Source organism: Peribacillus sp. NPDC097264, from assembly GCF_050277925.1.
GTDB lineage: Bacteria > Bacillota > Bacilli > Bacillales > DSM-1321 > Peribacillus.
This window is the reverse complement of the sequence record NZ_JBNNSR010000007.1, coordinates 31,157-56,513: the sequence shown is the minus strand read 5'-3', so window position 1 is coordinate 56,513 and position 25,357 is coordinate 31,157. Positions and strand designations below refer to the sequence as shown.

Annotated in this window: 27 protein-coding genes; 18 read left to right on the top strand and 9 right to left on the bottom strand. The window is 40.6% G+C overall.

Annotated elements, in window-relative coordinates; all coding sequences use genetic code 11:
• Nucleotides 1–517: 517 nt before the first annotated feature.
• The 3 genes from ACQKL0_RS12470 to ACQKL0_RS12460 all read right to left on the bottom strand — a co-directional run bounded on the left by ACQKL0_RS12470 (nucleotide 518) and on the right by ACQKL0_RS12460 (nucleotide 2,889).
• Nucleotides 518–1,036 carry a tryptophan transporter gene (locus ACQKL0_RS12470; protein ID WP_427687905.1) on the bottom strand — a complete coding sequence of 173 codons (519 nt, stop codon included), beginning with the start codon at nucleotides 1,034–1,036 and terminating at the stop codon, nucleotides 518–520.
• 124 nt (nucleotides 1,037–1,160) lie between these two features.
• Entirely contained in the window at nucleotides 1,161–2,264 is a 1,104-nt protein-coding gene (gene serC, locus ACQKL0_RS12465; RefSeq protein WP_427687903.1) for a 3-phosphoserine/phosphohydroxythreonine transaminase, read from the bottom strand.
• A gap of 202 nt (nucleotides 2,265–2,466) precedes the next feature.
• On the bottom strand, nucleotides 2,467–2,889 hold the full coding sequence (locus ACQKL0_RS12460) for an HIT family protein (RefSeq protein WP_402955763.1): 423 nt from the start codon (nucleotides 2,887–2,889) through the stop codon (nucleotides 2,467–2,469).
• Between the two features lie 661 nt (nucleotides 2,890–3,550).
• Between ACQKL0_RS12460 and ACQKL0_RS12455 the strand changes: the two genes are divergently transcribed.
• From ACQKL0_RS12455 to ACQKL0_RS12440, 4 genes are all read left to right on the top strand, one after another.
• Entirely contained in the window at nucleotides 3,551–4,294 is a 744-nt protein-coding gene (locus ACQKL0_RS12455; RefSeq protein WP_402867716.1) for an ABC transporter ATP-binding protein, read from the top strand.
• Nucleotides 4,287–5,495 (top strand): ABC transporter permease, encoded by a 1,209-nt coding sequence (locus ACQKL0_RS12450; protein ID WP_427687900.1) that lies wholly within the window; start codon nucleotides 4,287–4,289, stop codon nucleotides 5,493–5,495. Before ACQKL0_RS12455 ends, ACQKL0_RS12450 begins: the two co-directional genes overlap by 8 nt.
• Nucleotides 5,496–5,597: 102 nt before the next feature.
• A complete protein-coding gene (locus ACQKL0_RS12445; protein ID WP_402867718.1) occupies nucleotides 5,598–6,308 on the top strand; it encodes an EcsC family protein in 711 nt (236 codons plus the stop codon).
• A 96-nt stretch (nucleotides 6,309–6,404) separates the two neighbouring features.
• A complete protein-coding gene (locus ACQKL0_RS12440; RefSeq protein WP_402867719.1) occupies nucleotides 6,405–6,845 on the top strand; it encodes a cell wall hydrolase in 441 nt (146 codons plus the stop codon).
• Between the two features lie 123 nt (nucleotides 6,846–6,968).
• Here the strand turns inward: ACQKL0_RS12440 and ACQKL0_RS12435 are convergent, their stop codons facing one another.
• Nucleotides 6,969–8,183 carry a M20 family metallopeptidase gene (locus ACQKL0_RS12435; RefSeq protein ID WP_427687898.1) on the bottom strand — a complete coding sequence of 405 codons (1,215 nt, stop codon included), beginning with the start codon at nucleotides 8,181–8,183 and terminating at the stop codon, nucleotides 6,969–6,971.
• Nucleotides 8,184–8,277: 94 nt separating this feature from the next.
• On the opposite strand from ACQKL0_RS12435, the gene ACQKL0_RS12430 reads away from it, so the two are divergent.
• Nucleotides 8,278–8,919: a phosphatase PAP2 family protein gene (locus ACQKL0_RS12430; RefSeq protein ID WP_427687896.1), complete on the top strand. Its 642-nt coding sequence runs from the start codon at nucleotides 8,278–8,280 to the stop codon at nucleotides 8,917–8,919.
• A 97-nt stretch (nucleotides 8,920–9,016) separates the two neighbouring features.
• On the opposite strand, the gene ACQKL0_RS12425 is transcribed toward ACQKL0_RS12430, so the two are convergent.
• Nucleotides 9,017–9,535: an antibiotic biosynthesis monooxygenase family protein gene (locus tag ACQKL0_RS12425; RefSeq protein ID WP_407406190.1), complete on the bottom strand. Its 519-nt coding sequence runs from the start codon at nucleotides 9,533–9,535 to the stop codon at nucleotides 9,017–9,019.
• Nucleotides 9,536–9,816: 281 nt separating this feature from the next.
• Here ACQKL0_RS12425 and hemE point away from each other — a divergent pair, with 281 nt between their 5' ends.
• From hemE to ACQKL0_RS12405, 4 genes are all read left to right on the top strand, one after another.
• Complete coding sequence (gene hemE / locus ACQKL0_RS12420; RefSeq protein ID WP_402868528.1) at nucleotides 9,817–10,860, top strand: uroporphyrinogen decarboxylase; 1,044 nt, start codon at nucleotides 9,817–9,819, stop codon at nucleotides 10,858–10,860.
• A 74-nt stretch (nucleotides 10,861–10,934) separates the two neighbouring features.
• Nucleotides 10,935–11,867 carry a ferrochelatase gene (gene hemH, locus ACQKL0_RS12415; RefSeq protein WP_427687894.1) on the top strand — a complete coding sequence of 311 codons (933 nt, stop codon included), beginning with the start codon at nucleotides 10,935–10,937 and terminating at the stop codon, nucleotides 11,865–11,867.
• Between the two features lie 21 nt (nucleotides 11,868–11,888).
• A complete protein-coding gene (gene hemY / locus ACQKL0_RS12410) occupies nucleotides 11,889–13,328 on the top strand; it encodes a protoporphyrinogen oxidase (RefSeq protein ID WP_427687892.1) in 1,440 nt (479 codons plus the stop codon).
• A 142-nt stretch (nucleotides 13,329–13,470) separates the two neighbouring features.
• Complete coding sequence (locus tag ACQKL0_RS12405) at nucleotides 13,471–14,046, top strand: TetR/AcrR family transcriptional regulator (RefSeq protein WP_402867725.1); 576 nt, start codon at nucleotides 13,471–13,473, stop codon at nucleotides 14,044–14,046.
• Nucleotides 14,047–14,210: 164 nt separating this feature from the next.
• Here ACQKL0_RS12405 and yhfH read toward each other — a convergent pair whose 3' ends face one another.
• Nucleotides 14,211–14,339 carry a protein YhfH gene (yhfH, locus tag ACQKL0_RS12400; RefSeq protein WP_402867726.1) on the bottom strand — a complete coding sequence of 43 codons (129 nt, stop codon included), beginning with the start codon at nucleotides 14,337–14,339 and terminating at the stop codon, nucleotides 14,211–14,213.
• 170 nt (nucleotides 14,340–14,509) lie between these two features.
• Between yhfH and ACQKL0_RS12395 the strand changes: the two genes are divergently transcribed.
• The 4 genes from ACQKL0_RS12395 to ACQKL0_RS12380 all read left to right on the top strand — a co-directional run bounded on the left by ACQKL0_RS12395 (nucleotide 14,510) and on the right by ACQKL0_RS12380 (nucleotide 18,720).
• Nucleotides 14,510–15,244, top strand: a complete 735-nt coding sequence (locus tag ACQKL0_RS12395) for an MBL fold metallo-hydrolase (protein WP_427687890.1) — start codon at nucleotides 14,510–14,512, stop codon at nucleotides 15,242–15,244.
• Between the two features lie 51 nt (nucleotides 15,245–15,295).
• The gene (locus tag ACQKL0_RS12390; RefSeq protein ID WP_402868530.1) at nucleotides 15,296–16,285 is read left to right on the top strand and encodes a lipoate--protein ligase; all 990 of its coding nucleotides are present in this window, start codon (nucleotides 15,296–15,298) and stop codon (nucleotides 16,283–16,285) included.
• 184 nt (nucleotides 16,286–16,469) lie between these two features.
• Complete coding sequence (locus tag ACQKL0_RS12385; protein ID WP_403123557.1) at nucleotides 16,470–18,014, top strand: fatty acid--CoA ligase family protein; 1,545 nt, start codon at nucleotides 16,470–16,472, stop codon at nucleotides 18,012–18,014.
• A gap of 178 nt (nucleotides 18,015–18,192) precedes the next feature.
• Nucleotides 18,193–18,720 carry an HD domain-containing protein gene (locus ACQKL0_RS12380; RefSeq protein ID WP_427592191.1) on the top strand — a complete coding sequence of 176 codons (528 nt, stop codon included), beginning with the start codon at nucleotides 18,193–18,195 and terminating at the stop codon, nucleotides 18,718–18,720.
• A 104-nt stretch (nucleotides 18,721–18,824) separates the two neighbouring features.
• On the opposite strand, the gene ACQKL0_RS12375 is transcribed toward ACQKL0_RS12380, so the two are convergent.
• On the bottom strand, nucleotides 18,825–19,412 hold the full coding sequence (locus tag ACQKL0_RS12375; protein ID WP_427687888.1) for an SCO family protein: 588 nt from the start codon (nucleotides 19,410–19,412) through the stop codon (nucleotides 18,825–18,827).
• Nucleotides 19,413–19,605: 193 nt separating this feature from the next.
• On the opposite strand from ACQKL0_RS12375, the gene ACQKL0_RS12370 reads away from it, so the two are divergent.
• The gene (locus ACQKL0_RS12370) at nucleotides 19,606–20,871 is read left to right on the top strand and encodes a M48 family metallopeptidase (RefSeq protein ID WP_402990111.1); all 1,266 of its coding nucleotides are present in this window, start codon (nucleotides 19,606–19,608) and stop codon (nucleotides 20,869–20,871) included.
• Between the two features lie 153 nt (nucleotides 20,872–21,024).
• Complete coding sequence (locus ACQKL0_RS12365; RefSeq protein ID WP_402867732.1) at nucleotides 21,025–21,834, top strand: YitT family protein; 810 nt, start codon at nucleotides 21,025–21,027, stop codon at nucleotides 21,832–21,834.
• 62 nt (nucleotides 21,835–21,896) lie between these two features.
• Here the strand turns inward: ACQKL0_RS12365 and ACQKL0_RS12360 are convergent, their stop codons facing one another.
• Nucleotides 21,897–22,133: an IDEAL domain-containing protein gene (locus tag ACQKL0_RS12360; RefSeq protein WP_402990109.1), complete on the bottom strand. Its 237-nt coding sequence runs from the start codon at nucleotides 22,131–22,133 to the stop codon at nucleotides 21,897–21,899.
• Nucleotides 22,134–22,422: 289 nt separating this feature from the next.
• Between ACQKL0_RS12360 and ACQKL0_RS12355 the strand changes: the two genes are divergently transcribed.
• Nucleotides 22,423–22,989 (top strand): competence protein ComK, encoded by a 567-nt coding sequence (locus tag ACQKL0_RS12355; protein WP_402867734.1) that lies wholly within the window; start codon nucleotides 22,423–22,425, stop codon nucleotides 22,987–22,989.
• 182 nt (nucleotides 22,990–23,171) lie between these two features.
• Complete coding sequence (locus tag ACQKL0_RS12350; protein ID WP_403123564.1) at nucleotides 23,172–24,005, top strand: methyl-accepting chemotaxis protein; 834 nt, start codon at nucleotides 23,172–23,174, stop codon at nucleotides 24,003–24,005.
• 57 nt (nucleotides 24,006–24,062) lie between these two features.
• Here ACQKL0_RS12350 and ACQKL0_RS12345 read toward each other — a convergent pair whose 3' ends face one another.
• Nucleotides 24,063–24,437, bottom strand: a complete 375-nt coding sequence (locus ACQKL0_RS12345; RefSeq protein ID WP_402867736.1) for a hypothetical protein — start codon at nucleotides 24,435–24,437, stop codon at nucleotides 24,063–24,065.
• Nucleotides 24,438–24,722: 285 nt separating this feature from the next.
• Between ACQKL0_RS12345 and ACQKL0_RS12340 the strand changes: the two genes are divergently transcribed.
• Nucleotides 24,723–25,337, top strand: a complete 615-nt coding sequence (locus tag ACQKL0_RS12340; protein WP_402867737.1) for a TVP38/TMEM64 family protein — start codon at nucleotides 24,723–24,725, stop codon at nucleotides 25,335–25,337.
• Nucleotides 25,338–25,357: the final 20 nt, after the last annotated feature.

Sequence of the window (25,357 nt, the reverse complement as noted above, 5' to 3'; positions counted from 1 at the left end):
CTATTGATAACAAAATACCATAATTTTCTTCCTTATGGAAGAGGATCTACCATTTTATCTTTATATCACAAAAATATTTTTTTAAACTTCTTTCTTTCAATAATGATAGGGAAACCAAGCGTGAAGACTCTGGAAGTTTACATATAAAGGGAGGTTCAGCATATAGATAATAAAAAACATGCTGTCGGCTCTGTTGATGGCATTGGTGGGTTTACAATGAAAATGATATTTTTATTAGGTCTACTATGCCTGTGCGGGATGGGGTATTTTTTAGCAAGAGCAAAACATCCAGGGAGTTACCCCCCTAAGAGGGTGCTTCAGTCCAATGCAGTCATGCTGGGGGTCCCAGGTGCCTTTCTGCTTTTGGTCTGGTTATTATGGGTTCTTGTTCATTAAGCGCCCGAATGGTTTTAAGATGAGTTGGCGAGATCTAGTGGGTGTTGGTTCGAATCCAGATAGGAGTGTAAAAAAAAGCACCGGGCATCCGGTGCTTTTTAAAGTATGTTAATCCTGCTGATTAAGCATGAACGGGTATCTTTGTTTTTTTTACAATGCCATTCACAATTGGATAAATAACGATGATTGCCACTGTGTTAAGCAGTACGGCAGGAAGTACGACAGCTCCGAATAATGCAACGAAAGGTCCTGGAAGGGAAACGATGTAATAAGCCGAACCAAGGAAGACAGCACCAGATATGATGGTTCCTATGGCAGTCAGGATACTCACGCTGATAACGGAAGTTGAAAACTTCCTAATCCCGATGAATAAAAGGTAAAACAAAAAGGCTGTGACCAACTTATCGATGATATTGGGGATTTGTCCTCCAGGGAATGTCGTTGTCATGGCAGAAATGGCTCCAGCAGCCAGGGCGACGATGAATACATTCTTTTTCTCGGGAAACAGTACAATCGCCAAAAACATCATCAGCAACATCATGTCAGGCTTCATTCCTAAGAAGAATCCAGGAATGATAAAATGGAGGGCTGCTCCAATCCCAATTAATAGGGACATCGACACAAGGGTTTTCGTTTTCATTTACTCATCTCTCCTATTCTCATCTCAACTAAATTTCTTCAACAATGCCCTATTGCTTGTTGCAAGAAGTTTAAAATATTATATCATAGGACCTAGCCTTTTAGAAGTCAAAATTACCTACATATCAAAGGGCTTGAGTTTCTTTTGCGCTGTAAGATTCTTGGAACTTTTTCATGAACGCAGCAAGTTCCAGACAATGGGAAAGTGGAACGGCATTATAAATGGATGCCCTGCAACCTCCGATGGAGCGATGTCCGTTAAGCCCTACGAATCCAGCTTCTTTTACTTCCTTTAGGAACTGCTTTTCAGCTTCTTCTGTTGGAAGCGTGAACGTAACATTCATATGTGAACGGCTATCGGAAAGGGCGTGTCCTTTATAGAAGCCATTGCTGTTATCAATGGTATCGTAGATGGCTTTAGCCTTTTCTTCATTGATTTGTGCGAGTTTTTCAACACCGCCTTGTTCTTTTGCCCAATCCAATACAAGGGATAATAAGTAAATGGCCAATGTTGGCGGTGTGTTGTATAAAGAGTTACTTTTAGAATGAATAGAATAATTAAGCATGGAAGGAATCTTGTCATTATCAGTTATTAAATCTTTACGGATAATCACGACCGTGATTCCTGATGGTCCCAAGTTTTTCTGTGCTCCCGCATAAATGATGCCGAACTTACTAACATCAATTTTTCTGCTAAGGATATCGCTCGACATATCAGCCACGAGTGGGACGCTTCCTGTTTTAGGGAATTCCTTCCATTGAGTGCCGTAGATGGTATTGTTGCTTGTAATGTGCAAATAGGCAGCATCTTCATTCATTTCGATATCAGTAACTTTGGGAATGAACGTATATGTATCATCTTTAGAAGAGGCAACGACCGCTGTTTCCCCAACTTTCTTCGCTTCCTTTAAAGCCTTTTCCGACCAAGAACCAGTCAGGACGTAATCTGCACGTTTCCCATCTTTCAATATGTTCATGGGAATCATGGAAAATTGGAGGCTGGCTCCACCTTGCAAAAGCAAGACTTCGTAATTGTCCGGAATTTCCATGATTTCTTTCAGCGTGTTGATCGCGTGATTGTGAATTTTTTCGAATTCTGCGCTTCTATGACTTAATTCCATGACAGACATGCCAGAATCCTCGATATTCAACCATTCATTTTGAGCTCTTTGTAAAACTTCCAATGGAAGGGCAGCAGGCCCCGCGTTAAAATTACGTGCACGTTTCAATGTGTGTTCCTCCTATACAGTAATGTGTGAAAGTATGTAAGACTATATATATCCTAACAGAAAACGAATTTAAATAGGAGGAAAATTTAGAATTTTTAGTGTGGGAAATCATTATGTAAAAACATGTAAAAAATAGGCCCCTAAAGGAATCAGGAACCTATTTGGTCTTGGCATTTCCCGATATAAACAAAAAAGGGAAATGTTATTTGATGTGTTGCGAAATGGAATCGGCAATTCCTTTTAAAGCTTCAGGAGTATACTCGCTTGTATGGGTTTTCCAAACGGCACCGAATCCATCATGCTCACCATGGCGTGGAATCAAGTGCATATGGAAATGGAAGACGGATTGTCCGGCGGCCTCTCCGTTGTTGTTTAGGATATTCAATCCTACAGGCTCGAATTCCTGTTTCATGGCACGGGCAATTTCCGGTACGACTTCAAACAGATTCTTGGCGATCTCAGGTGTTAACTCATAAATGTTTTCCTTATGTACTTTCGGAATCACCAGTGTATGTCCTTTTGTTACTTGGCTGATATCAAGAAAGGCAAGTACATGTTCATTTTCATATACTTTCGTACTTGGAATCTCTCCATTGATGATCTTGCAGAAAATGCAATCGCTCATATAAAACACTCCATTCACTATTTTGGTTAATCGTACCATAGCATGATTCCCCAGGAAAAGAAAAAACATAAAAACAGGATGCAACGAAAACGTTGCACCCTGCCTGTTTGAAAAAGGGGAAGTGGGCTTCAATTATATATTCGCATTAGCATCTAAATTCTCTGCGACAAACACCTCATCTACAATAGAGTAAAATTTTGGTCATCTGATTAGAGATTCTGCATTCAAAGCAACCATCTCCTATATCTTTAAAGTTTTTTAACTTCCAAAGTATATTCGATAATGAATGAATGATTTTTCAGCTTTTACGTGCAAGAGAACCATCTCCTTGCTCGAAACGATTTTAATAATGAAGCTTCTGGTATCGTTCAGTTATACGTCTTTGACTGACACCTCATTTACAATTTTGAATGTGAATAAATTGTAATGGAACTTCTGGGTATTTCAGTGTTATACGTCTTTAACTGACACCTCATTTACAATATGATGTGAATCACTTGCAATGACTAGCCCCTTCTTCCTTAATTATGATGGCCCAGAAGTAAGAAAAATATAATTGGTTATTTTTAGGAAATTTTAAATTAGATACACTCGACTATATAAAAACAGGAGAATTTGGTAAAATGGTAAAAAGAACGTTTATATAGAAAGGATCGTTTATATGTCCTTATTGGAAATTAAGCAACTAGTTGGGGGATACACGAAAATACCCGTACTGAAAGGAATAAGTTTCGATATTCAGCCTAATGAGCTTGTTGGGTTAATCGGACTCAACGGTGCTGGGAAAAGTACGACGATAAAACACATTATTGGACTCATGGAGCCTAAAGGTGGAAGTGTCTCGATTCATGGAAAAACACTCGCCCAAGATCCTGATACATATCGGAAGCAATTCACATATATTCCGGAAACACCTATTTTATATGATGAACTGACGCTTGAGGAACATTTGAAGCTAACGGCCATGGCTCATGGTCTGGAAGAATCCGAGTATAAAGAGAGAATGACCGGTCTCTTGAAGGAATTCCGCATGGAGAAAAGGCTTAAATGGTTTCCGGCCCATTTTTCTAAGGGCATGAAACAGAAAGTCATGATTATGTGCGCCTTTTTAATACAACCATCATTATATATCATCGATGAGCCATTTGTAGGCCTGGATCCACTAGGCATTCAATCTTTGCTTGATTTGATGAGGAAAATGAAGGAGAGTGGGGCAGGTATATTAATGTCGACGCATATCCTGGCTACTGCGGAACGTTATTGCGATTCTTTCATTATCCTGCACAACGGAGAAATACGGGCAAAAGGTAATTTGGAGCAGCTTCGCGAACAATTCTCCATGCCTGGAGCCACGCTAGATGATTTATACATCCAGTTAACGAAGGAAGAGAACGGTCATGAATAGTCAAGGTCTCTGGAAGGAAAGGTATATTCTCTACATCCAGGAAATGCAAAAATACCTTCGTTACATTTTTAACGGTCACCTCGTTTTCGTGATGGTGTTGGTTTTAGGCGGTTTGGCTTATTATTACAGTGACTGGGTGAAAACACTGGATGGTGATTTTCCGGCTGAACTGATCATGGCCTTTGTGTTGGGCATCCTTGTAACTAGAAGTCCCATCAATACATTCTTAAAAGAACCGGATACCGTGTTTTTACTGCCGCTTGAAACGAAGATGAAAAGCTACTTCAAAAATTCTCTGATGGTCAGTTGGGTCATGCAAGGATTTTTGCTATTAATCATGTTAATCGTATTCGTACCATTGTATGCAAAAGTTACGGGTGCAAGCGGTAAGCAGCTAGGGTTCATACTCGTTGTGTTACTCGTATTGAAGTATCTGAATTTGTCCATGCGCTGGCATGTGCTGAAGTACCAGGATGTATCAGTGAGCCACTGGGATTCGATTCTCCGCCTGGTACTTAATGGCGTCATACTTTACTTTGTATGTTCCAGAGCCCATATCCTATATGTACTGGTCACCTTCGTATTGCTGATTGGCTTATATCTGTATTACCGCAGTGCCACTAAAAGCCTTGTTTTGAAGTGGGAACGTTTGGTGGAACTCGAAAACAAGCGGATGACATCTTTTTACAGAATCGCGAATATGTTCACGGATGTTCCTCACTTGAAAGGGAAGGTAGCACGCAGGAAATGGATGGACTGGCTTTTAGCCTTCATCCCATACGGTGAAAAATCCACCTATAATTACCTGTATGCCCGCACATTGCTTAGATCGAATGATTATGTAGGTCTATGCATACGGTTAACGGTAATAGGCGGCATCATACTTATGGTGTTTACTAACATCTGGGCGCATTTAATCGTCACTTTCTTATTCCTATTCATGACAGCCCTTCAGCTTTTACCAGTTTGGAAGGTGCATGAATGGAAAGTCTGGGTATCCTTATATCCATTGCCCGCAAAAATGAGGGAAGCCGCAGTCATTAAACTTATATCCTATTTCCTTTTATTTGAGGCTGTACTGTTTTCCCTCATCCTTTTAATAAAAGGAGAATGGGTTTCCACTTTAGCCGTATTGGTTCTAGGGATCATCTTCATTCTGGGATTCAAAAAGTACGCCACCAAAAAAATCAAGAACTTTTAAACGCGAAGCTGATTTTTCTTTTGAAAAGTCAGCTTCATTTTTTAGAAATTAAAGCTAAAACTTGTATGGACGGTATATACATGAAATATGGAGGTGGGAAAAATGGATGCATACGAGCAAAAGGCGCTATCTGAACTCGCCTCATGGACAAAGAAAGTCAATAAGAAGTCAGGCAAGTTTGAGCGGGTTTCCAAAAAGGTTCAACTCAAAGTGAATAGTTATATCCCGACAAAGGTCCATAAAATGATTTCCGAGAGCATTAGAAGCATGGTGGGGGCTGTGTTGTCAGGATCTAAGTATATATCCAAAGAAAAAAACGTCATGCTGTTATCTTTGCAACAAAAGGAAGAGTGGGTAAAAGAAAAGGTAACGAGCCATCGTAGAACGGCGGTCATTGAAGGGGTGGGGACGGGTGCGGCAGGCCTATTGGTTGGGATGGTCGATTTCCCCCTGCTATTAAGCATAAAAATGAAGCTATTATTTGAGATTTCCCGCCTATATGGATTTGACCCAAACGAATATGAAGAACGATTGTTCATCCTTCACGTCTTCCAAATGGCTTTTTCAAGCGAGAAAAAGAAAATGGAGACTTTAAGGGTCATACAGGACTGGAATAGGGGCAATCACCCGGAAATCAATTGGCAGGATTTTCAGCAAGAATATCGCGATTATATTGATGTGGTCAAAATGTTCCAGCTTGTTCCGGGGTTTGGCGCGGCCGTCGGTGCCTATGCCAACCACCATTTACTTGAACAGCTTGGGGAGACGGCGATCAATTGTTATCGGATTCGTCTTTTATCCAGTAAAGAATGATTAGAGTACCCGTCGGTTTCTATTTAAAACTTCGTTTCACTTTTATGAACAGACATGAATATAGTTATTTTTCATACTATATATTGAGGTGAAAACATGCCAAGAGTAACTTACCGAAGTTCGGATGTAGATTTAATGGCAAGGATGATGAGGGCAGAGGCCGAAGGTGAAGGGCTCCAGGGAATGTTATATGTCGGGAATGTCATTGTGAATCGTGCTGTAGCAGATTGCTTAGACTTTAAAAATGTTAGAACAATCCCTGAAGTCGTCTATCAGGTTCAAGGAGGAAATTATTCTTTCGAAGCGGTTCAAAAAGGAAATGTATTTTATCAAAGATCGAGAGAGGCTGAAAGAAGATTAGCAAAAAGGAATTTGGAAAGTTGGAGAGAACACCCAGCGAAATATGCTCTTTGGTACTTCAACCCATATGCTGCGTGCCCTCCAACATGGTATGACCAGCCTTTCACCGGCCAATTTAAAAATCACTGTTTTTATGAACCAAAACCTGGAACATGTGAAAGTGTTTATATGGGATAGTTTTTGGATGTTCCGTCCATGTTACAGTTTTTTAAAGAACACGCTTGTAGGTGCTTCATTTCGTGCAAAAGGGAACCCCTGGAATTAATGGGGTTCCCTTTTGCTGTTCGGATAAGTGAATGCCTATCCTTTATTCGCAATAGTGTCTTGTTCTTTTCGTGGTTGTTTTTTCTTTTGATAAGTGACTGCCGCGGTACCTAATGTCTTGGCAGCTATAAGCATGGCCCGTTCATCAAAGTCGAATAGGGGATGATGGTGTGGATAAGTAGGGTCTTTTCGTGGTTGGGCACCAGTAAAGAAGAATGTTCCTTTGACATTCTGTAAATAATAAGAAAAGTCTTCACCTGTCATGTTTGGCTCAACTTCCTCTAGGAATTGGACTTCTTTGATTGAGCTGGTGCAATCGATAAGGAACCTGGTCTCCTCTTCATGGGTGACGACCGCTGGATAGCCTTGATGGAATTGGTAGTCATAGGTGCAATCGGAAGAAAGGCAAATCCCTTTAACGACCCTTTCTATTTCTTCACGAATGAAAGAACGGACATCTTCTTTGAAAGTTCGGACTGTCCCAACTATCTTTGCTTTGTCTGCAATGACGTTAAAGGCATTATCCGCGACGAAGGAACCGATGGTGATGACGGCTGAATCCAATGGGTTAATGCGACGACTGACGATTTGCTGTAAAGCGACCACGAGCTGGGAGGCAGTCACGATGGCATCCCGTGTATTATGAGGTTGTGCACCATGTCCTCCTTGACCTTGTATCAGGATTTCAAAACGGTCGGCTGCCGCCATTAGCGGTCCATATGCGTATTGAATGGTTCCTGTCGGGGCCGTTGCCCATAAATGAGTACCGAAAATCACGTCCACCCCATTTAAACAGCCTGCTTCGATCATTGGTTTAGCCCCGCCAGGAGCATACTCCTCTGCATGCTGATGGATAAAGACATATTCACCTTCCAATTCATCCTTCAGTGCATAAAGGGTCTTGGCAAGAACCAGAAGAGTCGCGGTATGGCCATCATGTCCACAGGCATGCATGACGCCAGGAACGGTGGACTTATAAGGAACTTCCTTTTCATCCTGAATGGGAAGTCCGTCAAAATCGGCTCGCAATGCAACGGTCTTACCGGGTTTACTACCATAGATCTTTGCCACTACTCCGTTTCCCCCGACGTTGGTTCGAACATCTATCCCTAGTTTCCGATAAAACTCGGCGATAAAGGCAGCTGTTTTGGTTTCATGAAAGGAGAGCTCAGGATATTGGTGAAGGTATCGTCGGATCGATACCATCTCCCCGTAGGACTCCTCGAGAAGAACATCTAATTGTTCAATCATCACAAACCTCCTAATCATTGGATTATTTGTAAATAGTATATCATAATTAGAGGGAGTAAAAGGGAAATCGGTCATACATAAAGGAGCATTTATGATGATTAAATATTCGAAGCTTGCTGCCATACTAATATGCTTGTTCATTTTCATTATGATCATGAACGAAGTAGAAAAAGGAGTCATATTACCCTTTGACAGTACTATTTCGAGAATCTTTACAGGGGTGGATACTACATATTGGTTTCCTTTTTTTAAAACAATCACTTATCTCGGCTCATCCATTTTTATAGGTTGTGGCAGTCTTGTTCTCGTTCTATATTTATGGTTTGGAAAGAAGGATTACACGGCAATGGCAGTCGTCTCGATAGGAGTAGCTGGAGGCGACCTCTTAAAGAGATTGATAAAGAAATGGATCCAAAGAGATCGTCCTGAATATAGCTTGGTGGAAGCTCCGGGTTTCAGTTTTCCAAGCGGGCATTCCATGGTAGGGATGATCTTTTACTGTATGGTTGCTTATTTCACCATTAAAGCAATAAAGTCCAAATCACTGAAATGGGTAGCCGGCATTGGATTTCTTTTGCTAATCCTTCTCATCGGAATGAGCAGGATCGCCCTTAGAGTCCATTTTCCTACCGATGTCTTGGCTGGCTTTGCCCTCGGGGTGGCGTATAGCGTAGGTTGTCTATCCATATATCAATGGTTTAAGAGGAAAGAGGTTAGGGGAAAAGAGGGGCCTTGAAACCAGGGGCAAGGGTGATTCGTCCGTTTTTTGCCAGTCTTAAAAAAGAAAAGGCCGATACCCAAAAATGGGTGGCCTTTTCATGTATGGTTGATGCCTATTCATCGGAATCCTTCACTAAAGTGTATTGGGTCAGATAGGCTTCGCCTGAGAACATTTTCTGGCTTGAATTGGTTACCGGGGAATTGGATCCATTATTATGGAAGGCTTGCTCGAAGGAGCTTGAGTTCTTCCAACTTAAAAAATTCGTTTGTTTTTCCCAAATGGTCAAGATGACGTATGTTTCGGAATGGATTGGCCTTAGGATACGAAGGGCGACAAGGCCAGGTTCCTTTTCAATGAAACCAGAAATATTTTTAAAGCGATGCTCGAATACAGGACGGCCCTCTTCGCTGACAGGGATATTGTTCATGACGACATACCCGTTTTCAGGAAGTTCGCCCGTGCCACCCACGACTTCGTATTTACGTGGCGAGGCAAAAATGGTTTTACTTGTTGTCTCATGTAAGAGAACGGTAGTTTCCGCATTTTGCATGAGCAATATTTTTTCAGCTGGATGCTTATCTTTTTTTATTTTCATGAAATTGAATGTGCCTGATGTGATGTATATATTCATATTTTCCCCTCCGGTAGTTAATAGTAGTCTCTATACCCATTTTACCCAACAGGTAATGTTTTTACCATGATCCTTCAACTGGTTTTGTCACTTCGTTTGCTCAGGTTTTTATCGAAAAAGGTCGAATTTCTGACAAATACTTAGGTTGGCTATACTTCTATATTAGAAAAAGCTATAGTTTAAGGAGATTCAATTTGAAATTCAACTACCATCTGATATTCTATGTAAGTGATACATAAAAAAAGGAACGTTGAGTGTGTGAAAGGTGGATATTAATGAGTATGGATATTAAGAATGATACATTTTTAAAAGCTGCTAGAGGAGAGAAAACGGATCATGTGCCAGTTTGGTATATGCGTCAGGCAGGTCGTTCACAGCCGGAATACCGTAAATTGAAGGAAAAGTATTCTCTTTTTGAAATTACACATCAGCCGGAATTATGCGCTTTTGTAACAAGATTGCCTGTTGAACAATATGATGTGGACGCAGCGATTTTATATAAAGATATTATGACACCGCTACCAGCATTGGGCGTGGATGTTGAAATCAAGTCAGGAATTGGTCCAGTCATTTCCAATCCGATACGATCATTGAAAGATGTTGAAAAATTAGGGGAATTGACTCCGGAAGAAGATATTCCTTATGTACTGGATACGATTAAATTATTGACGAACGAACAATTGACTGTCCCATTGATAGGGTTTTCTGGTGCACCGTTTACGATCGCTTCCTATATGATTGAGGGTGGTCCATCGAAAAACTATAATAAGACGAAAGCATTCATGTATTCCGAGCCAAAAGCATGGTTTGCGTTAATGGACAAGTTAGCGGAAATGATCATTGTCTATGTGAAGGCACAGATTAAAGCTGGCGTTAAAGCCGTGCAAATCTTCGACTCATGGGTAGGTGCTTTAAATGTCGAGGATTATAGGGTGTTCATCAAACCTATCATGAATCGTATATTCACTTCGTTACGTGAGGAAAGTGTACCGCTAATCATGTTCGGTGTCGGGGCAAGCCACTTGGCATTGGAATGGAATGACCTTCCTATCGATGTAGTAGGACTGGATTGGAGATTACCTATTTCACAAGCAAGGGAAATGGGCATTCAGAAAACGGTTCAGGGGAACCTGGATCCTGCCATCTTATTATCATCATGGGATATCATAGAGGAACGTGCTAAACAAATCCTTGATCAAGGCATGCAACAGGATGGCTATATCTTCAATTTGGGACATGGAGTATTTCCTGATGTGAACCCGGAAACATTGAAGAAGTTGACCGCTTTTATACATGAATATTCATCAAGCATGAAAAAAGGCTGAGCGAATCATTTGAAACGCACTGGCTAAAAGATGCAAAATAGATTAATCGAAATTTTCTAAAGAGGTGTAATTTCATGACAACGAAAAAAATGGGCCTTTTAGTCATGGCTTATGGAACTCCGTACACAGAAGAAGATATTGAAAGATACTATACGCATATCCGTCACGGAAGAAGACCGAGTGATGAATTAATGGATGATCTTAAAGGGAGATATAAAGCAATTGGAGGTTTGTCCCCCCTTGCAAAGATTACAGCAGGGCAAGCTGAAGCGCTTGAAAAACAATTGAACTCCATCCAGGACGACATTGAATTCAAGGCTTATTTGGGCCTTAAGCATATCGAGCCATTCGTCGAGGATGCGGTTAAACAAATGCATGATGACGGCATCACGGAGGCGGTCAGTATCGTATTGGCTCCCCATTTTTCAACTTTCAGTGTGAAGTCCTACAATGGACGGGCGCAGGATGAAGCGGCCAAATATGGCATGAACATTCAATCCGTTGAAAGCTGGTACGATGAGCCGAAATTCATCCAGTATTGGGTGGATCAATTAAAAGGCGTAATCGGGAAAATGACGTCAGAAGAACGTGATAATTATGCCTTGATCGTTTCGGCACACAGTCTTCCGGAAAAGATTTTACAATTGGGGGACCCATATCCGAAGCAGCTTGAAGAGACGGCAAAATTGATTGCCGAGGGTGCGGGTGTCTCCAATTATGCGGTAGGTTGGCAAAGTGCTGGACAGACGCCAGAACCTTGGCTTGGCCCTGACGTTCAAGATCTTACAAGAGACCTTTATCATGAAAAAGGATTTAAGGCTTTCATTTACATTCCTGTAGGATTTGTAGCAGAGCATCTTGAAGTCCTATACGATAATGACTATGAGTGTAAAGTGGTTACTGAGGAAATCGGGGCTGGATATTACCGTCCTGATATGCCAAATGTAAAACCGGCATTTATCGATGCCTTGGCTACCATTGTTTTAAATAAGCTGGATGAGAAATAATTTTTAAAAAGAGGGCGATGAATGGTGGATCAGCCTATAAAAACGATTGCCATAATCGGCGGAGGGATAACCGGACTTGCTTCAGCTTATTATCTTCAAAAAAGGTTGAGGCAGGAAGGTCTTCCTCATGAAGTGCTTTTAATAGAAGCTGACCCTCGCTTGGGCGGGAAAATAAAGACCACCGTAAGGGATGGCTTTATCATCGAAAGAGGACCAGAATCATTTCCAGCCCAGAATTCACATGTAGTCCGCCTAGCGAGAGAAGTAGGTATGGAGGAACAGCTTGTAAGCATGAAGGATGGCAGTCTTTCCGTGTTAGTACGGGAAACGCTCTATCCTTTACCAAAGGGTACTTTAATAGGAATTCCGATGCAACTTGCTCCCTTTTTAAGGACCCAATCCATCAGTCTTTTCGGAAAGTTGAGAGCTGTGGCTGATTTAATCCTGCCTCGTTCTAAAGAAAAGAAGGATCAGTCGTTTGGCGGTTTCATCAGAAGGCGACTGGGTGATGAGGTATTTGAGAACCTAACAGAACCGGTGTTATCGAACATTGTTGCGGGGGATCTGGACGGAATCAGTCTAATTTCCACGTTTCCTGATTTCTACGAAACCCAGCAAAAGCATCGTAGTCTCATCATGGGCTTGAAGAAAAATACAGCTTCCAAGGAATATTCCACGACAAGAAGAGACCAGCAAACGTTTAAAGCAGGGATGGAGTCGTTCATTCAGGCAATAGAAGGAAAACTTGCCCCTGAAACTTTCCTTAAGGGCGTAAGGGTAAGGGAAATTGACAAAGTGAACGATGAATATGTCATTCAATTGAATAATAATTCTGCGGTTCATGCCTCCTCAGTCATTGTGGCAACGCCCCATCAGGCTAGCTATAACATGTTTGCGAATTACCCCTACTTTGATATGCTGAGGGAAATGTCAGCCATCAGTGTAGCTACAATCTCTTTGGCATTCGATGAAGACGCATTTAATATGGAATTAAGGGGTAGCGGTTTTGTGGTGTCCCGAAACAGTGATTATACAGTTACTTGCTGTTCATACACTCATAAGAAGTGGCCACATATGACACCGGCCGGAAAAATTCTACTTCGCTGTTACATCGGACGCTCCGGTGACGAAACGGTGGTAGACTTATCAGATGAAGAAATCATAAGGATTGTATTGGATGATCTGAACAAAACGATGTCGATAACCAAGGAACCTGACTTTGCATTGATCAGTCGATGGAAAAAGACCATGCCGCAGTATACGGTCGGTCATAAAGAAAAGGTTGAACAGTTAAAGAAAAGCATCAGAACTGAACTACCCGGTGTCTTTCTTGCCGGCAGTTCTTATGATGGTTTCAGTTTGCCAGACTGCATCGGTCAATCCGAGAAAGTGGTGAAGGAGGTCTTTGACTTCATTCAACAAGTCGATGCCACTCCAATAAAAACAGTGTCTGTCCATTGATGGGTAGTCACTGTTTTATTGATAAACGGGAAGGCCAGTGAATCATATATTGGTAAATCGATTGAATTACAAGAGATGTTTTGGTAAGATATAATAGAACTTATTGACTGTTTCTTTATTTTGGTCAGATTTGGGGTGAGGAATGTCTGTTGATCGTAAAAAATTGATTTTAGAAGCTGCTACTAAATCCTTTTCTCTCTTTGGATACAAGGCAACGACGATGGATCAAGTAGCTAAAATTGCCAATGTAGGTAAAGGTACGATCTATACCTTTTATAAGAATAAAGAAGAGCTGTTCAAAGAAATTGTCCAACGGATGATAGAGGAAATGAAGTATGAAGCTGAACAATCCTTCGATCAAGAATTACCCTTCTTCGAGAATCTGCATAGAGCTGTGTATCGTATTCTGGAATTCAGGCAGGAACATCAATTATCCTTGAAACTTCTTCAGGAAGAAAGGGAAATTGGGACGCCGGCTGTTCAGGATATGGTGAATGAAATGGAAGAAGCCATAGTGTCGTATATTAAAGAAAAACTAATAGCGGCGATTGAAAAGGGTTACATTCAGGACTGTGACCCGGAGATAACCGCTTTCCTCATGTTAAAAATGTATCTTGCCCTCATTTTTGATTGGGAACGGTATCATGAACCATTAGGGAAAGAAGAAATTGCCGAGTTATTCAAAGTATATTTATTCAAAGGGTTATCAGTTACTTGATAATTCTTTTTTTTGTCTTTTGACCTTCATACCTGTGTTCATCTGTTGTAAAAGAACAGATAAAAAGACGATTCCAAAAAAGGAATCGTCTTTTTATCTGGGGATAGGTCAGTTGGTGTAACCCTATATGGATCATCCTACTGGATGGTAAAACACTTAAACTCTCATTCTCCAGTAAGGCAATGATCACATTGGTTTCCGTAACATTCGTGCTGTTCTTCAATTTTCTTTCCACAATCCACACACTGCTTTGGAGGTAAGTTTCTAAAGAACTCTACGCTACTTTGAATCATGAACATCATCTCCTGAATTTTTTTATTAATCTGATTTCTATAGATTTATTGTATTATAACAGAGTGATAATGTCAACGAATGTTTTATAACATATATGAAAAAGATGAAATGAGGGGGAGAATAGTTTATATTTATGGGGAAGTCATGAGAGAATAAAGGAGTGCCAAAGATGAAAATCACCGTAATTGGCTGCTGGGGCGGCTACCCAGCTAAAAATGAGGCAAGTTCCGGCTATTTGCTTGAATATGAAGATTTTCGCATTCTGCTCGATTGTGGAAGCGGTGTTTTATCGCAGCTACAAAATCACATGAAACCTGAAGAACTTGATGCGGTCGTGCTATCACATTATCACCCAGACCATGTAGCGGATATTGGTGTCTTACAGCATGCGGCACTAATACAGCAAATCTTGGGCAGTGAAAAAAGGACCATTCCTATATATGGCCATGATTTGGATACTACGGAATTCGCAAAGTTAACATATAAGGATATTACAAATGGAGTGGCCTATTCCACTGATGAACCTTTAACGATTGGACCGTGCACTTTTACTTTTATGAAGACGAAACATCCTGTGCCATGCTTTGCCATGAGAATCGAAGCTGAAGGTCATGCCCTTGTTTATACGGGGGATAGTGCCTATATGGATGAATTGGCTGAATTTGCGAAGGACGCCAATGTTTTATTGTGTGAAAGTAATTTTTACAGCAACATGGACGGCACGAAGGCTGGTCATATGACGGCAAGGGAAGCGGGAATGCTCGCCGATAAGGCCGACGCCCAACTTTTGTTGTTGACCCACCTCCCACATTATGGAGACCTCAACCAACTCAAAAAAGAGGCTTCCGAGGTTTTTAAACGGGAAATTGCTATAGCCAAAAGCAATCTTGAATTTCAATTATAAAAATATTTGAACGAACAAATGGATGAAGAACGCCGACAAGGGGGAGCTACGTTGCTTTTTATTGATAATAAAGGTATTACAGATCCACAGATTAATTTAGCTATTGAAGAATATGCGCTCAAACACTTGAATATTGATGAAACTTTTCTTTTATTCTACATAAACCGTCCGTCCATCATTATCGGGAGGAACCAAAATACGATAGAGGAAATCAATTCGGATTATGTTGAAGAAAACGGGATTACCGTTGTCCGCCGACTTTCAGGGGGAGGGGCTGTTTATCATGATTTGGGGAATCTTAATTTCAGCTTCATCACGAAAGATGATGGGGACAGCTTTCATAATTTCAAAAAATTCACTGAGCCGGTCGTTCAGACGCTCGAAAAATTGGGAATACATGCTGAACTAAGCGGACGTAATGATATCCTCGCCGAAGGAAAGAAAATTTCCGGTAATGCGATGTTTTCAACGAAAGGCAGGATGTTCAGTCACGGTACCTTGCTGTTTAATTCGGAAATGGACCACATCGTTTCGGCCTTGAAGGTGAAGAAAGATAAAATTGAGTCAAAGGGCATTAAATCGATTAGGAGCCGGGTTGGAAATATTGCCGACTTTCTTAAAGAACCGATGTCAGTGGAAGAATTCCGTTCTTTCCTTTTGAAGAATATTTTTGAAGATAGTGAAGTCATTCCGGAGTACGTTCTAACAGAGGACGACTGGAAAAGAATACACGAGATCTCAAAAGAAAGATATCAAAACTGGGAATGGAACTACGGGAAGTCCCCTAAATTCAATGTGCAGAATTCTCATAGATTCCCCGTTGGATCGGTGGATATCCGTCTAGAAGTGAGCAAGGGAATCATTAGGAACTGCAAAATTTATGGTGACTTTTTCGGAGTGGGGGAAGTTACGGATATCGAGCAAAAACTGATCGGCGTCCGGTATGAAAAGGAATCGATTAATCGTATTTTAGATGAAATTGATGTCCACCATTATTTTGGCAATGTAACAAAAGAAGAAATTTTAGCACTCATCTTTTAATGATTACAAAAGCTGTCCTCGTAAATGGGGACGGCTTTTGTGTCTATTTATGACAATAATTGCTTAAAAATGGATAAAATTGTTGATGTTGGTTCTTTCTTTTACTATAATAAAAATGTATTTAGTTTGCGTTAAAAATGAATGACTGCTCATTCATGCTATGTACACAGGGGGAGGGAGAACGATGAATTTATCTGAACAGCTTCATCAAACAGCTTTAATAAAGGCTGATAAGCCAGCTTATTACTTTATGGATCAATCCACTTCATATAGAGAACTGGATGCGGCCGTATCAAAGTTTGCAGACGAACTACATAAGCTTGGTGTCTCAAAAGGTGATAATATTGCCTTGCTTCTCGGCAATTCTCCACATTTCATTATTTCGATGTATGGCGCACTACGAACAGGGGCCACTGTCATACCTGTTAATCCAATCTATTCGCCAGATGAAATCGGGTATATATTGAATAACGGTGATGTCAAGGTAGTGGTGGCTTTAGACAAGCTTTCACCATTATTGGAGAAGTTGAATCCGATTCTTTCAAGTGTTGAGAATTACGTCATTTGTGAAACGCAACCAGATAATGGGGAGATGAGTAAACTTAGCATTTACCCTAAAATGAAATCGTTTACACAGATGATAGCATCAGGGGATGTCCAGTTCAAAGGACCCGATTTAGATCCGGAAGACACAGCCATTATTCTATACACATCGGGTACTACTGGAAAACCAAAAGGAGCCATGCTTTCCCATAAGAATATCTACTCGAATGCACACGATACGGGTGAGTACTTAAACATTACGGAAGATGACCGTGTAGTGACAACGTTGCCCATGTTTCATGTATTCAGCCTGACTGTCGTCGTGAATGCCCCATTACTAAGCGGGGGCACACTGTTGATCGTTCCACAATTCAGTCCGAAGGAAATTTTCAGGCTAATCAAAAAATATGAGGCGACGGTCTTTGCTGGTGTTCCTACCATGTATAATTTCCTGCTTCAATATCCTGATGGTACGGCTGAAGAACTTGAATCATTACGTTTTTGCATTTCGGGAGGCTCGGCTTTGCCTGTATCCCTTCTTGAATCCTTCGAGAAAAAATTCAATGTGAATATCTCAGAAGGGTATGGTTTATCCGAAGCTTCTCCCGTAACCTGCTTCAACCCCTTGGATCGCCCAAGGAAAGCAGGCTCGATTGGAACCAATATAGTCAATGTCGAAAATAAAGTCGTGAATGAATTAGGAGAAGAAGTAGGGGTCAATGAAGTTGGCGAGTTAATTGTCAGAGGGCCGAACGTAATGAAGGGGTATTATAAAATGCCAGAGGAATCGGCTGCCGTTTTAAAAGATGGCTGGCTTTATACCGGAGACTTAGCCCGTATGGATGAAGAAGGGTACTTTTTCATTGTGGACCGTAAAAAGGAACTCATTATTGTCGGTGGATATAATGTTTACCCGCGTGAAGTAGAAGAGGTTCTGTATGCCCATCCCGAAGTCGTGGAAGCGGCAGCGATAGGTGTTCCAGATCCGAATCAGGGCGAAGTCGTCCAATGCTTTGTAGTGAAGAAAAATGACGCGTTGACCGAGGAAGAATTACTTGCTTATTGTTTAGAGCATTTAGCCAAGTATAAAGTTCCGGCCAAAATCGAGTTTATAGACGAGCTCCCGAAAAATACGACAGGCAAGATTTTGCGTCGTAGCTTAAAAGCCCATGTAACCCAAGTATGAATGATACCTAATTAGATAGGAGACAATGGCCTTATGTGCTATTGTCTTCTTTTTTGTACAGCCGATTTGACTAGTAAAAGCATAAATTATATGAAATGAGCCTTTATCTTGCTTATTTTTTTCAAAAGAGATATTATGGTTATTAAAAATTTCCCTAGATGAAAGGAGAAGAGGAAGAATGAGAGATGTAAAACTTTTAGATATTTTCACCCACCCCATTGCTCAAAAATACCTGAACCGTTCAGGAATGGCCCATGCGATAGCCGTATCCTATCATGCATTTCATATGGCAAAAGAATACAATGTGGATCCTGATATCGCCGCAAAGGCCGGACTTCTGCATGATATGGGCCACTTCACATGGTACAGCAATGGAAAATGGGACTATGACCTGTATAAACAGAACGACATCCATCCAATCAAAGGGGCTGAGAGAGCCCATAAGTTGTTAATCCGGCTTGGAGAAAACCCGATTAAAGCCAAGACCATTTCCCTCGCGATCCTATTTCACACCGATTCATTTTTACCTTCAAATGATATAACTCGAACGCCACTTCAGCAGGTCGTCAAATGGGCCGATGAGAAAGATGAAGAAGAAGGCGGAAAACACCATTACCGAAAAATTGATTTCCTGCGTGCAAAAGAAAGCATCATTCAATTAGACACACTAATTGATGAAGAGGAAAGGAAAAAGCTATCATCCTAAGTATCGACGGATGATAGCTTTTTCTATTACAGAAAGTAAGTTTATGATGAATTCAAGTGTTCGGAGTCATCGGCATTTTCATCTTTCTTTTGAGTGGGATGATCTTATTCGACTTCCTTCATAATGGCTTGATATACCTCATCTTTATCAAAATCATATTCCCCCATGCCGAAAACTTCAACAACACGATTATCAGCATCTAGTAAATAAGTGGCCGTACTATGAACGAATTCCCCGGTCCCCGAATCCCGAAATAGAAAATCGAATTGATCCGTGAGTTTTTTCGTATCCTCGGGTGTACCCCGTAAGAACTCCCACCCTTCCGTTTTGTTCATTTCAAACGCTTGGGCATATGATTGCATTTTATCTATGGTATCCATTTCCGGATTAAACGTAACGGTCAAAAACTCCACTTCCTTCCCAAAAATATCCTGATTCACAAGTTCATCCCGAATTTTTTGCATTTGATCGGTGGTGTTTGGGCATAAATCTGGACAATCAAGGTATATGAATTCTAATAGGCGAACTTTGGGCTTTAAATTGGAGAAGCTGTATGTACCCCCGTCATGGGTATTCATTGTAATTTCTTCGGGAAACGCCATTTTTGCCTGGCGGTACTCTGTAAAATAGTAGATGCCCGATCCAATTCCAATGACCAATAATGTAGTGAAAATAATATAAATCTTTTTCATCGTATCTTCCACCTCGAGTCTGATATTCTATCTTCACTATACAGGATGAAATTCCTATAGAAGGAATGAAATTGGGTGTAATCATGAACATTTATGGACAATTATTTATCAAAGGGATTGGAAATACGGTTCTAACCTGTCCATTTTGGATTAAACTATAAAAAAGGCACGATTGTTTTAAAGGAGGGGCTTCATGGTAAGGAAATGGGCTGGAAGAGCAATTCTTATATATATCCTTTTTGTAGCCGTTATGTTTTGGTATATATTCTATGGTGCAGATACGGCAATCCCTCAGGCATTGCGCGGTACGGCGGCCGATCCTGCAGAATTTCTAAGCGCCAGGGAGCTTCAACTTAGTGAGGAGTATTCCGGGCTGCGAAACTTCATCTTTTTTGTTGCGACTCCGTATGAATGGCTAATGTATTTTTTCATACTTTTATTTGGACTTTCAAGGGGTTTTGAAAAATCGGCTACCACGATTTCTAAACGAAAAGGAATTCAAACGACCATATATCTATTTTGGCTCTCATTGATTTCCTATGTAGCGTTGTTTCCAATCAGCTTCATGGGCTATCAGATGAGTAGACGGTATCATATAAGCACTCAGAGTTTTTCTTCATGGATGAAAGACGATATCATCGATTTTTGGGTAAATTTCGGTACGATGTTCATCATCGTTTCCGTGCTATATTGGCTGATGAAAAAAAGTGCAAAGAAATGGTGGCTTTATGCCTGGTTACTATCCATTCCCTTTACCTTATTTCTCATGTTTGTCCAACCGGTATTAATCGACCCTCTGTATAATGATTTTTATCCACTGAAAAATAAAGAGTTGGAAACTGAAATCTTAGCACTTGCAAAGCGAGCAGATATTCCCGCAGAACATGTATACGAAGTGAATATGGCAGAAAAAACAAATGCTCTCAACGCCTATGTAACGGGAATAGGTTCGAACTCCAGGATCGTTCTTTGGGATACCACATTAAACAGGCTGGACGAAGATGAAATCTTGTTCATTATGGCACATGAAATGGCTCATTATGTGGAGAAGCATATTTATATCGGGATAGCAGGATATATCGGCATGACATTGGTGGGGCTATGGCTGACAGCAAAAATCATGAACTACGTCATAAGGCGATGGGGCCATTTACTTAAGGTACGATCCGTTGATCGAATCGCTTCATTGCCTCTTTTTCTCTTGATTATCTCTGTACTGCTGTTTGTTTCCAGCCCGCTATCGAACTATGTATCCCGTTACCAGGAAACGAGAGCGGACCGGTATGCGATTGAAATGACAGAAGACCATGAGGCTGCCATCACTTCATTCCAGGAACTTACGAGGTCAGGGCTTAGCCAGGTGAACCCTCCGCTCCTGGTAAAATGGCTTCGTTATTCACATCCCACGATGCTTGAAAGAATATCTACGATAGAAAATGAGGAAACAACGGGTGATTGAAAGCTAGCTTAACAGGCTGGCTTTTTTTCTTGTCTAACTTCAGGAAAAAGGAAAATTCTGAGTTTATTTTCAGAAAAAACTATCATTTTATAAATTTACCGTTCTCTACTATAATAAATGAAAATTCCCAGTGCGTTTTTAAGGAGACCAGCTATGTATAATATAATTTTAATCACGTTAGGATCAGTGCTTGTTGCCTTAGCCTATAATTTATTCTTGATTCCCCATTTAATTTTGAGCAGCGGACTCAGTGGAATTGCGATCATGTTAGGAATCATCACCCCAATCAATACAGGGGTATTGAATTTTATATTGAACCTTCCGCTACTCATTGTGGGCTATTTAAAGTTGGGGAGACGTTTTATCACTTATACGATATTATCAGTTGTCGTGATATCGGTGAGTTTGTATGTTATACCGATTCATGGCGTTTCGACGGAGCCGATATTATCTTCTTTGTTCGGGGGAGTCATTTCGGGCGTTGGCATCGGCATTATCTTTCGTGCTTCAGGGTCATCGGGAGGATTTGATATCATTGCCATGCTCCTGGCTAAGAAGAGGGACTTCCCGCTTGGGACATTGCTATCAGGGATGAATGCGGTTGTGGTGATTGCTTCTGGATTCAAGTTTGGATGGGATGCGGCATTATACACATTGATTTCGATTTACGCGGCAGGCAAAGTGATCGATACGATCCATTCCAATCATATTAAATTGACGTTAATGATCGTCACAAAAAAAGGTGATGAGATGAAGGATCGGCTACTTACTAATTTATACCGTGGCATTACGGTCATGGACGGGCAAGGTGCCTATTCGGGTGAGCAGAGCAAAGTGATGATGACGGTCATTACACGCTATCAGTTAACCGATGTGAAGGCGATGATCAAAGAAGTGGATCCGGATGCCTTCGTTAATATCACGGAAACGACTGAAGTCATGGGAATGTTTCATAAAGAATGATAAACGGATAAAAGCCCCCCATATAAGGGAGGCTTTTTTGACTTTATATTTCACATGGCTGCTTAATTTCCAAATTGTTTCAATAGAGTATTCATTTCATTACTCAGTTTTAGGAATAGAGGTTTGTCTTTAGTATCTAGAGCATGATCGATTTCTTTTGCCAGGATATTTTTTTTAGTAGTGAGAATGGATTCCATTATAATCATATCGATTAACATTTCCTGAACGGCAGCATCATTTTTAACTTCACTCATGGATAAAGACTTCACTGACTCTGAATATGATTTATCATTTTTCAAAGTAACCACCCCTGACCCTTTTTATTAGTATATGGATTTGAGGATGTAAAATCAACAGAAAATTTAAAATAATTAGAAAAAAATATAAATGTGTCGTTAAAATGACGAGGTAACACGGCTACTCAAAGAATTCTTAATTTTTTGTGAACTTAAATGTTACCTGTATTATTTATGCTATTATAGTGGAGAATTTAACAAGTTTTCGGATAAATCTTTCATGTGGAAGTCATCATCCTTTTTTGCAAAGTTGATATTCCATAAAAATAAATGAGGTAGAGGTGGATGTAATTTGAATGAAAGCACTCAGGGATTAATCGAGGAATATGAAATCACCCCGTATACACTTATGGTCATGCCCATTAATTATGGAAGTAAAATTTACTCCCGGATCATTGAATTGGAAGATGAGTTCATTTCCCCATTCAAGCCTTTGGATATAATCAAGAAAAGCTGTGAGTACTTTGGCTCCAGCTATGGAGGAAGGAAAGATGGTACAAAACAACTCATAAATATCACCCATAAGGCACCGATAGCAATCGATCCAACCAGTTCCATTTTCTTCTTTCCGACTACATCTCCCTTGCGCCCCCAATGCACCTGGTTAGCACATGAACATGTAGTCTCCTTTGTCCGACTCAATTCCAAGCAGACCACCGTCACATTCAGGAACAGGAAAACATTCGACATAGATGTATCAAGCAGTTCATTTGAAAATCAGCTGCACCGGACCTCCTTTTTGAAATCCAAGTTGATTCAAAGGATTGAGGAAACGAAAAGGAAATCCTTTTACTTATTTACCGAAACGGATGGTCTTAAAGCTTCGGAAATGACATCGAAATATCCATTGCTAAAATAATCAGTGTGTTCAGGAAAAGGCGTTGTTTCTCTAGTGGAGGCAATGTCTTTATTTAGGTTATTTTCAAAGGGGAGGAGGACCTCCTTCGATTCATGATAAAGAATAGGGGGTGAAAAAATATTTACTAAAGGGGGAATCTTTGGTAATATTTAGCCTTAGAATAAGGATGGAGTGTTACAGCAATGTATAACAGAATGTACGGAAAAGTCGAATCGCTAGAAAGTTTAGTAAATATGGTACCTATAATTAAAGCTGCTGTGCCTTCTGATTTGTCGATTGCCATATGTGATTTAGAGAAATTCATTGCTTATTTTCCAGGTGAAAGTATAAATATGCATATCCAAAAAGGGCAGCCGTTAAATCCAGAAGAACCCCTCGCCGTGGCATTGAGTGAGGATAAACCATTAAGGGCTGATGTACCAGCTGATTTTTATGGGTTCGAGTTTACTGGAACGGCCGTGCCCCTACATGATAAAAATAATCAAGTCATCGGTGGCATAGCTATCCAGTTACGCAGGCAAAGTGAACTAAGAACGATTGCGGATCAAATTTCTGTATCGCTGAGCCAGGCCAATGAGCGGATTACGGATATTGCAAAGGGATCCTATACCTTAGCGGATGTTTCCAACCAACTTCTTACATCTTCCGAAAAAGCCGAAGAGGACGTTAAAAATACGGATGAGATCTTGTCAATGATTAAAAGGGTGGCGACCCAAACCAATTTATTGGGATTAAATGCCGCCATAGAGGCCGCACGAGCTGGTGAAAAAGGCAAAGGGTTTGAAGTGGTGGCTAAGGAAATCAGGAAGTTTTCTAAAGAAACTGTCGCATCCACGGAATTGATTCGTGAAAAACTTGTGCAAATCCAAGAAGTGACCAAACTGATGGGGACCTCGATTAATCGAATAGCTTCCGTGGGTCAAGAGCAGGCTGCTTCCATTCAGGAAATTTCAACTTTTGTAGAAGAAATCAAAAAGATGTCTGATGAGCTCAATCAATTTACCGATAAGTTATAAGAGGAAGTCAACAGCTTTTGTTGGCTTTTTATTTGTTCACCGAAAAAAGCAGGGGTGTTAAATTTTTTCAGGTTTATACACCCTTTCAAAAAAGTAATAACACAGAATCTCTTCCGTTTTATTACGAAGGCGGGGATTGAAATAGTTATGATGCTCTTCATACCCTTTATATAAAAAGCAATACATCGTGAATGATTCGTCGCCGTTTAATTTGCTTACCTTGATATTCCCCTTGCGCAAATAGCGACGAACCTCGACGAGATCCTCCTGGACTGACTTTAGAGCACGCTCAATAAGTTTTGAATAGGGCCTTTTTAATTTAAACGGACTTGATTCGATGACCTTGAGATCCCGGTTTAAGATTGTAATCACCATGGGAAGGTAGATGGCTTTTTCAATCATATTTCGGTCAGCCTCTGGAATACGGGTCATCATGACCGCCCCTTTCTAATTAACGTTCTCTTATTTTATGTATGTCGGATAATTTATAGAACGTACGTTCTGTTTAATATCCTAACTTAAGTGGATTTGATATGCAAGCGCTTTTGTCAATCACGTGAAATTTTCGTTAATAAGATTATGATTTCCTGAGTTAGGGAAAGTATGATGATAGATGGGTAATTATTCTTGCAATTTAAGAGGAAAGTGTTATATCTAAATTAGAACGGTTTTATTATGTGATGCTGCTTGATAGAAAGCAAGCCAAGGGAGATTGTCATGAATTTGGATACTATATTTGAGTGGATTACTCTTGAACATATATCAGGGCTTATTCAGCAATATCGTTCATTCGGCCCGATTCCAGGAATTTTACTGCCGATGTTAGAAGCGTTTTTGCCTTTTTTACCTTTATTTGTGTTTGTGGTGGCCAATGCTACAGCTTTTGGCCTATGGTGGGGATTTTTATTTTCTTGGATTGGGGCGGTAGGTGGTGCGTTTCTGGTCTTTTTTGTTTTTAGACGATACGGACAGATGAGGTTCTTCCGTTTTCTTCAGAAACATAAACAGGTGCAAAGATTGATGAACTGGGTGGAAAGCCATGGTTTCAGTCCATTGTTTCTCTTGCTTTGTTTCCCCTTCACGCCATCTGCGCTCGTTAATATCGTTGCAGGGCTCTCGAAGGTTAGCACGTTACAATATGCGCTGGCGGTAATCGGCGGAAAGGCAGTGATGATCTTTACGATCAGTTTCGTCGGATACGATATTGTATCATTGATTCAAAAACCATTACGTACCGTGATTGTCGGAATCATCATTTTCATCCTTTGGGTTGTCGGAAAAAGATTGGAAGTAAGGCTAAATAAAAGCATGAAAAAAGAAGAAGGGAAATAACTTAGAATATACAACTAGTA

Coding starts and splice junctions, on each gene's coding strand:
- ACQKL0_RS12470 (WP_427687905.1), bottom strand. CDS start 1,036: ATGAAAACGAAAACCCTTGTGTCGATGTCCCTATTAATTGGGATTGGA.
- ACQKL0_RS12460 (WP_402955763.1), bottom strand. CDS start 2,889: ATGAGCGATTGCATTTTCTGCAAGATCATCAATGGAGAGATTCCAAGT.
- ACQKL0_RS12455 (WP_402867716.1), top strand. CDS start 3,551: ATGTCCTTATTGGAAATTAAGCAACTAGTTGGGGGATACACGAAAATA.
- ACQKL0_RS12450 (WP_427687900.1), top strand. CDS start 4,287: ATGAATAGTCAAGGTCTCTGGAAGGAAAGGTATATTCTCTACATCCAG.
- ACQKL0_RS12445 (WP_402867718.1), top strand. CDS start 5,598: ATGGATGCATACGAGCAAAAGGCGCTATCTGAACTCGCCTCATGGACA.
- ACQKL0_RS12440 (WP_402867719.1), top strand. CDS start 6,405: ATGCCAAGAGTAACTTACCGAAGTTCGGATGTAGATTTAATGGCAAGG.
- ACQKL0_RS12435 (WP_427687898.1), bottom strand. CDS start 8,183: ATGATTGAACAATTAGATGTTCTTCTCGAGGAGTCCTACGGGGAGATG.
- ACQKL0_RS12430 (WP_427687896.1), top strand. CDS start 8,278: ATGATTAAATATTCGAAGCTTGCTGCCATACTAATATGCTTGTTCATT.
- ACQKL0_RS12425 (WP_407406190.1), bottom strand. CDS start 9,535: ATGAATATATACATCACATCAGGCACATTCAATTTCATGAAAATAAAA.
- hemE (WP_402868528.1), top strand. CDS start 9,817: ATGGATATTAAGAATGATACATTTTTAAAAGCTGCTAGAGGAGAGAAA.
- hemH (WP_427687894.1), top strand. CDS start 10,935: ATGACAACGAAAAAAATGGGCCTTTTAGTCATGGCTTATGGAACTCCG.
- hemY (WP_427687892.1), top strand. CDS start 11,889: ATGGTGGATCAGCCTATAAAAACGATTGCCATAATCGGCGGAGGGATA.
- ACQKL0_RS12405 (WP_402867725.1), top strand. CDS start 13,471: ATGTCTGTTGATCGTAAAAAATTGATTTTAGAAGCTGCTACTAAATCC.
- yhfH (WP_402867726.1), bottom strand. CDS start 14,339: ATGATTCAAAGTAGCGTAGAGTTCTTTAGAAACTTACCTCCAAAGCAG.
- ACQKL0_RS12395 (WP_427687890.1), top strand. CDS start 14,510: ATGAAAATCACCGTAATTGGCTGCTGGGGCGGCTACCCAGCTAAAAAT.
- ACQKL0_RS12385 (WP_403123557.1), top strand. CDS start 16,470: ATGAATTTATCTGAACAGCTTCATCAAACAGCTTTAATAAAGGCTGAT.
- ACQKL0_RS12380 (WP_427592191.1), top strand. CDS start 18,193: ATGAGAGATGTAAAACTTTTAGATATTTTCACCCACCCCATTGCTCAA.
- ACQKL0_RS12375 (WP_427687888.1), bottom strand. CDS start 19,412: ATGAAAAAGATTTATATTATTTTCACTACATTATTGGTCATTGGAATT.
- ACQKL0_RS12370 (WP_402990111.1), top strand. CDS start 19,606: ATGGTAAGGAAATGGGCTGGAAGAGCAATTCTTATATATATCCTTTTT.
- ACQKL0_RS12365 (WP_402867732.1), top strand. CDS start 21,025: ATGTATAATATAATTTTAATCACGTTAGGATCAGTGCTTGTTGCCTTA.
- ACQKL0_RS12350 (WP_403123564.1), top strand. CDS start 23,172: ATGTATAACAGAATGTACGGAAAAGTCGAATCGCTAGAAAGTTTAGTA.
- ACQKL0_RS12345 (WP_402867736.1), bottom strand. CDS start 24,437: ATGACCCGTATTCCAGAGGCTGACCGAAATATGATTGAAAAAGCCATC.
- ACQKL0_RS12340 (WP_402867737.1), top strand. CDS start 24,723: ATGAATTTGGATACTATATTTGAGTGGATTACTCTTGAACATATATCA.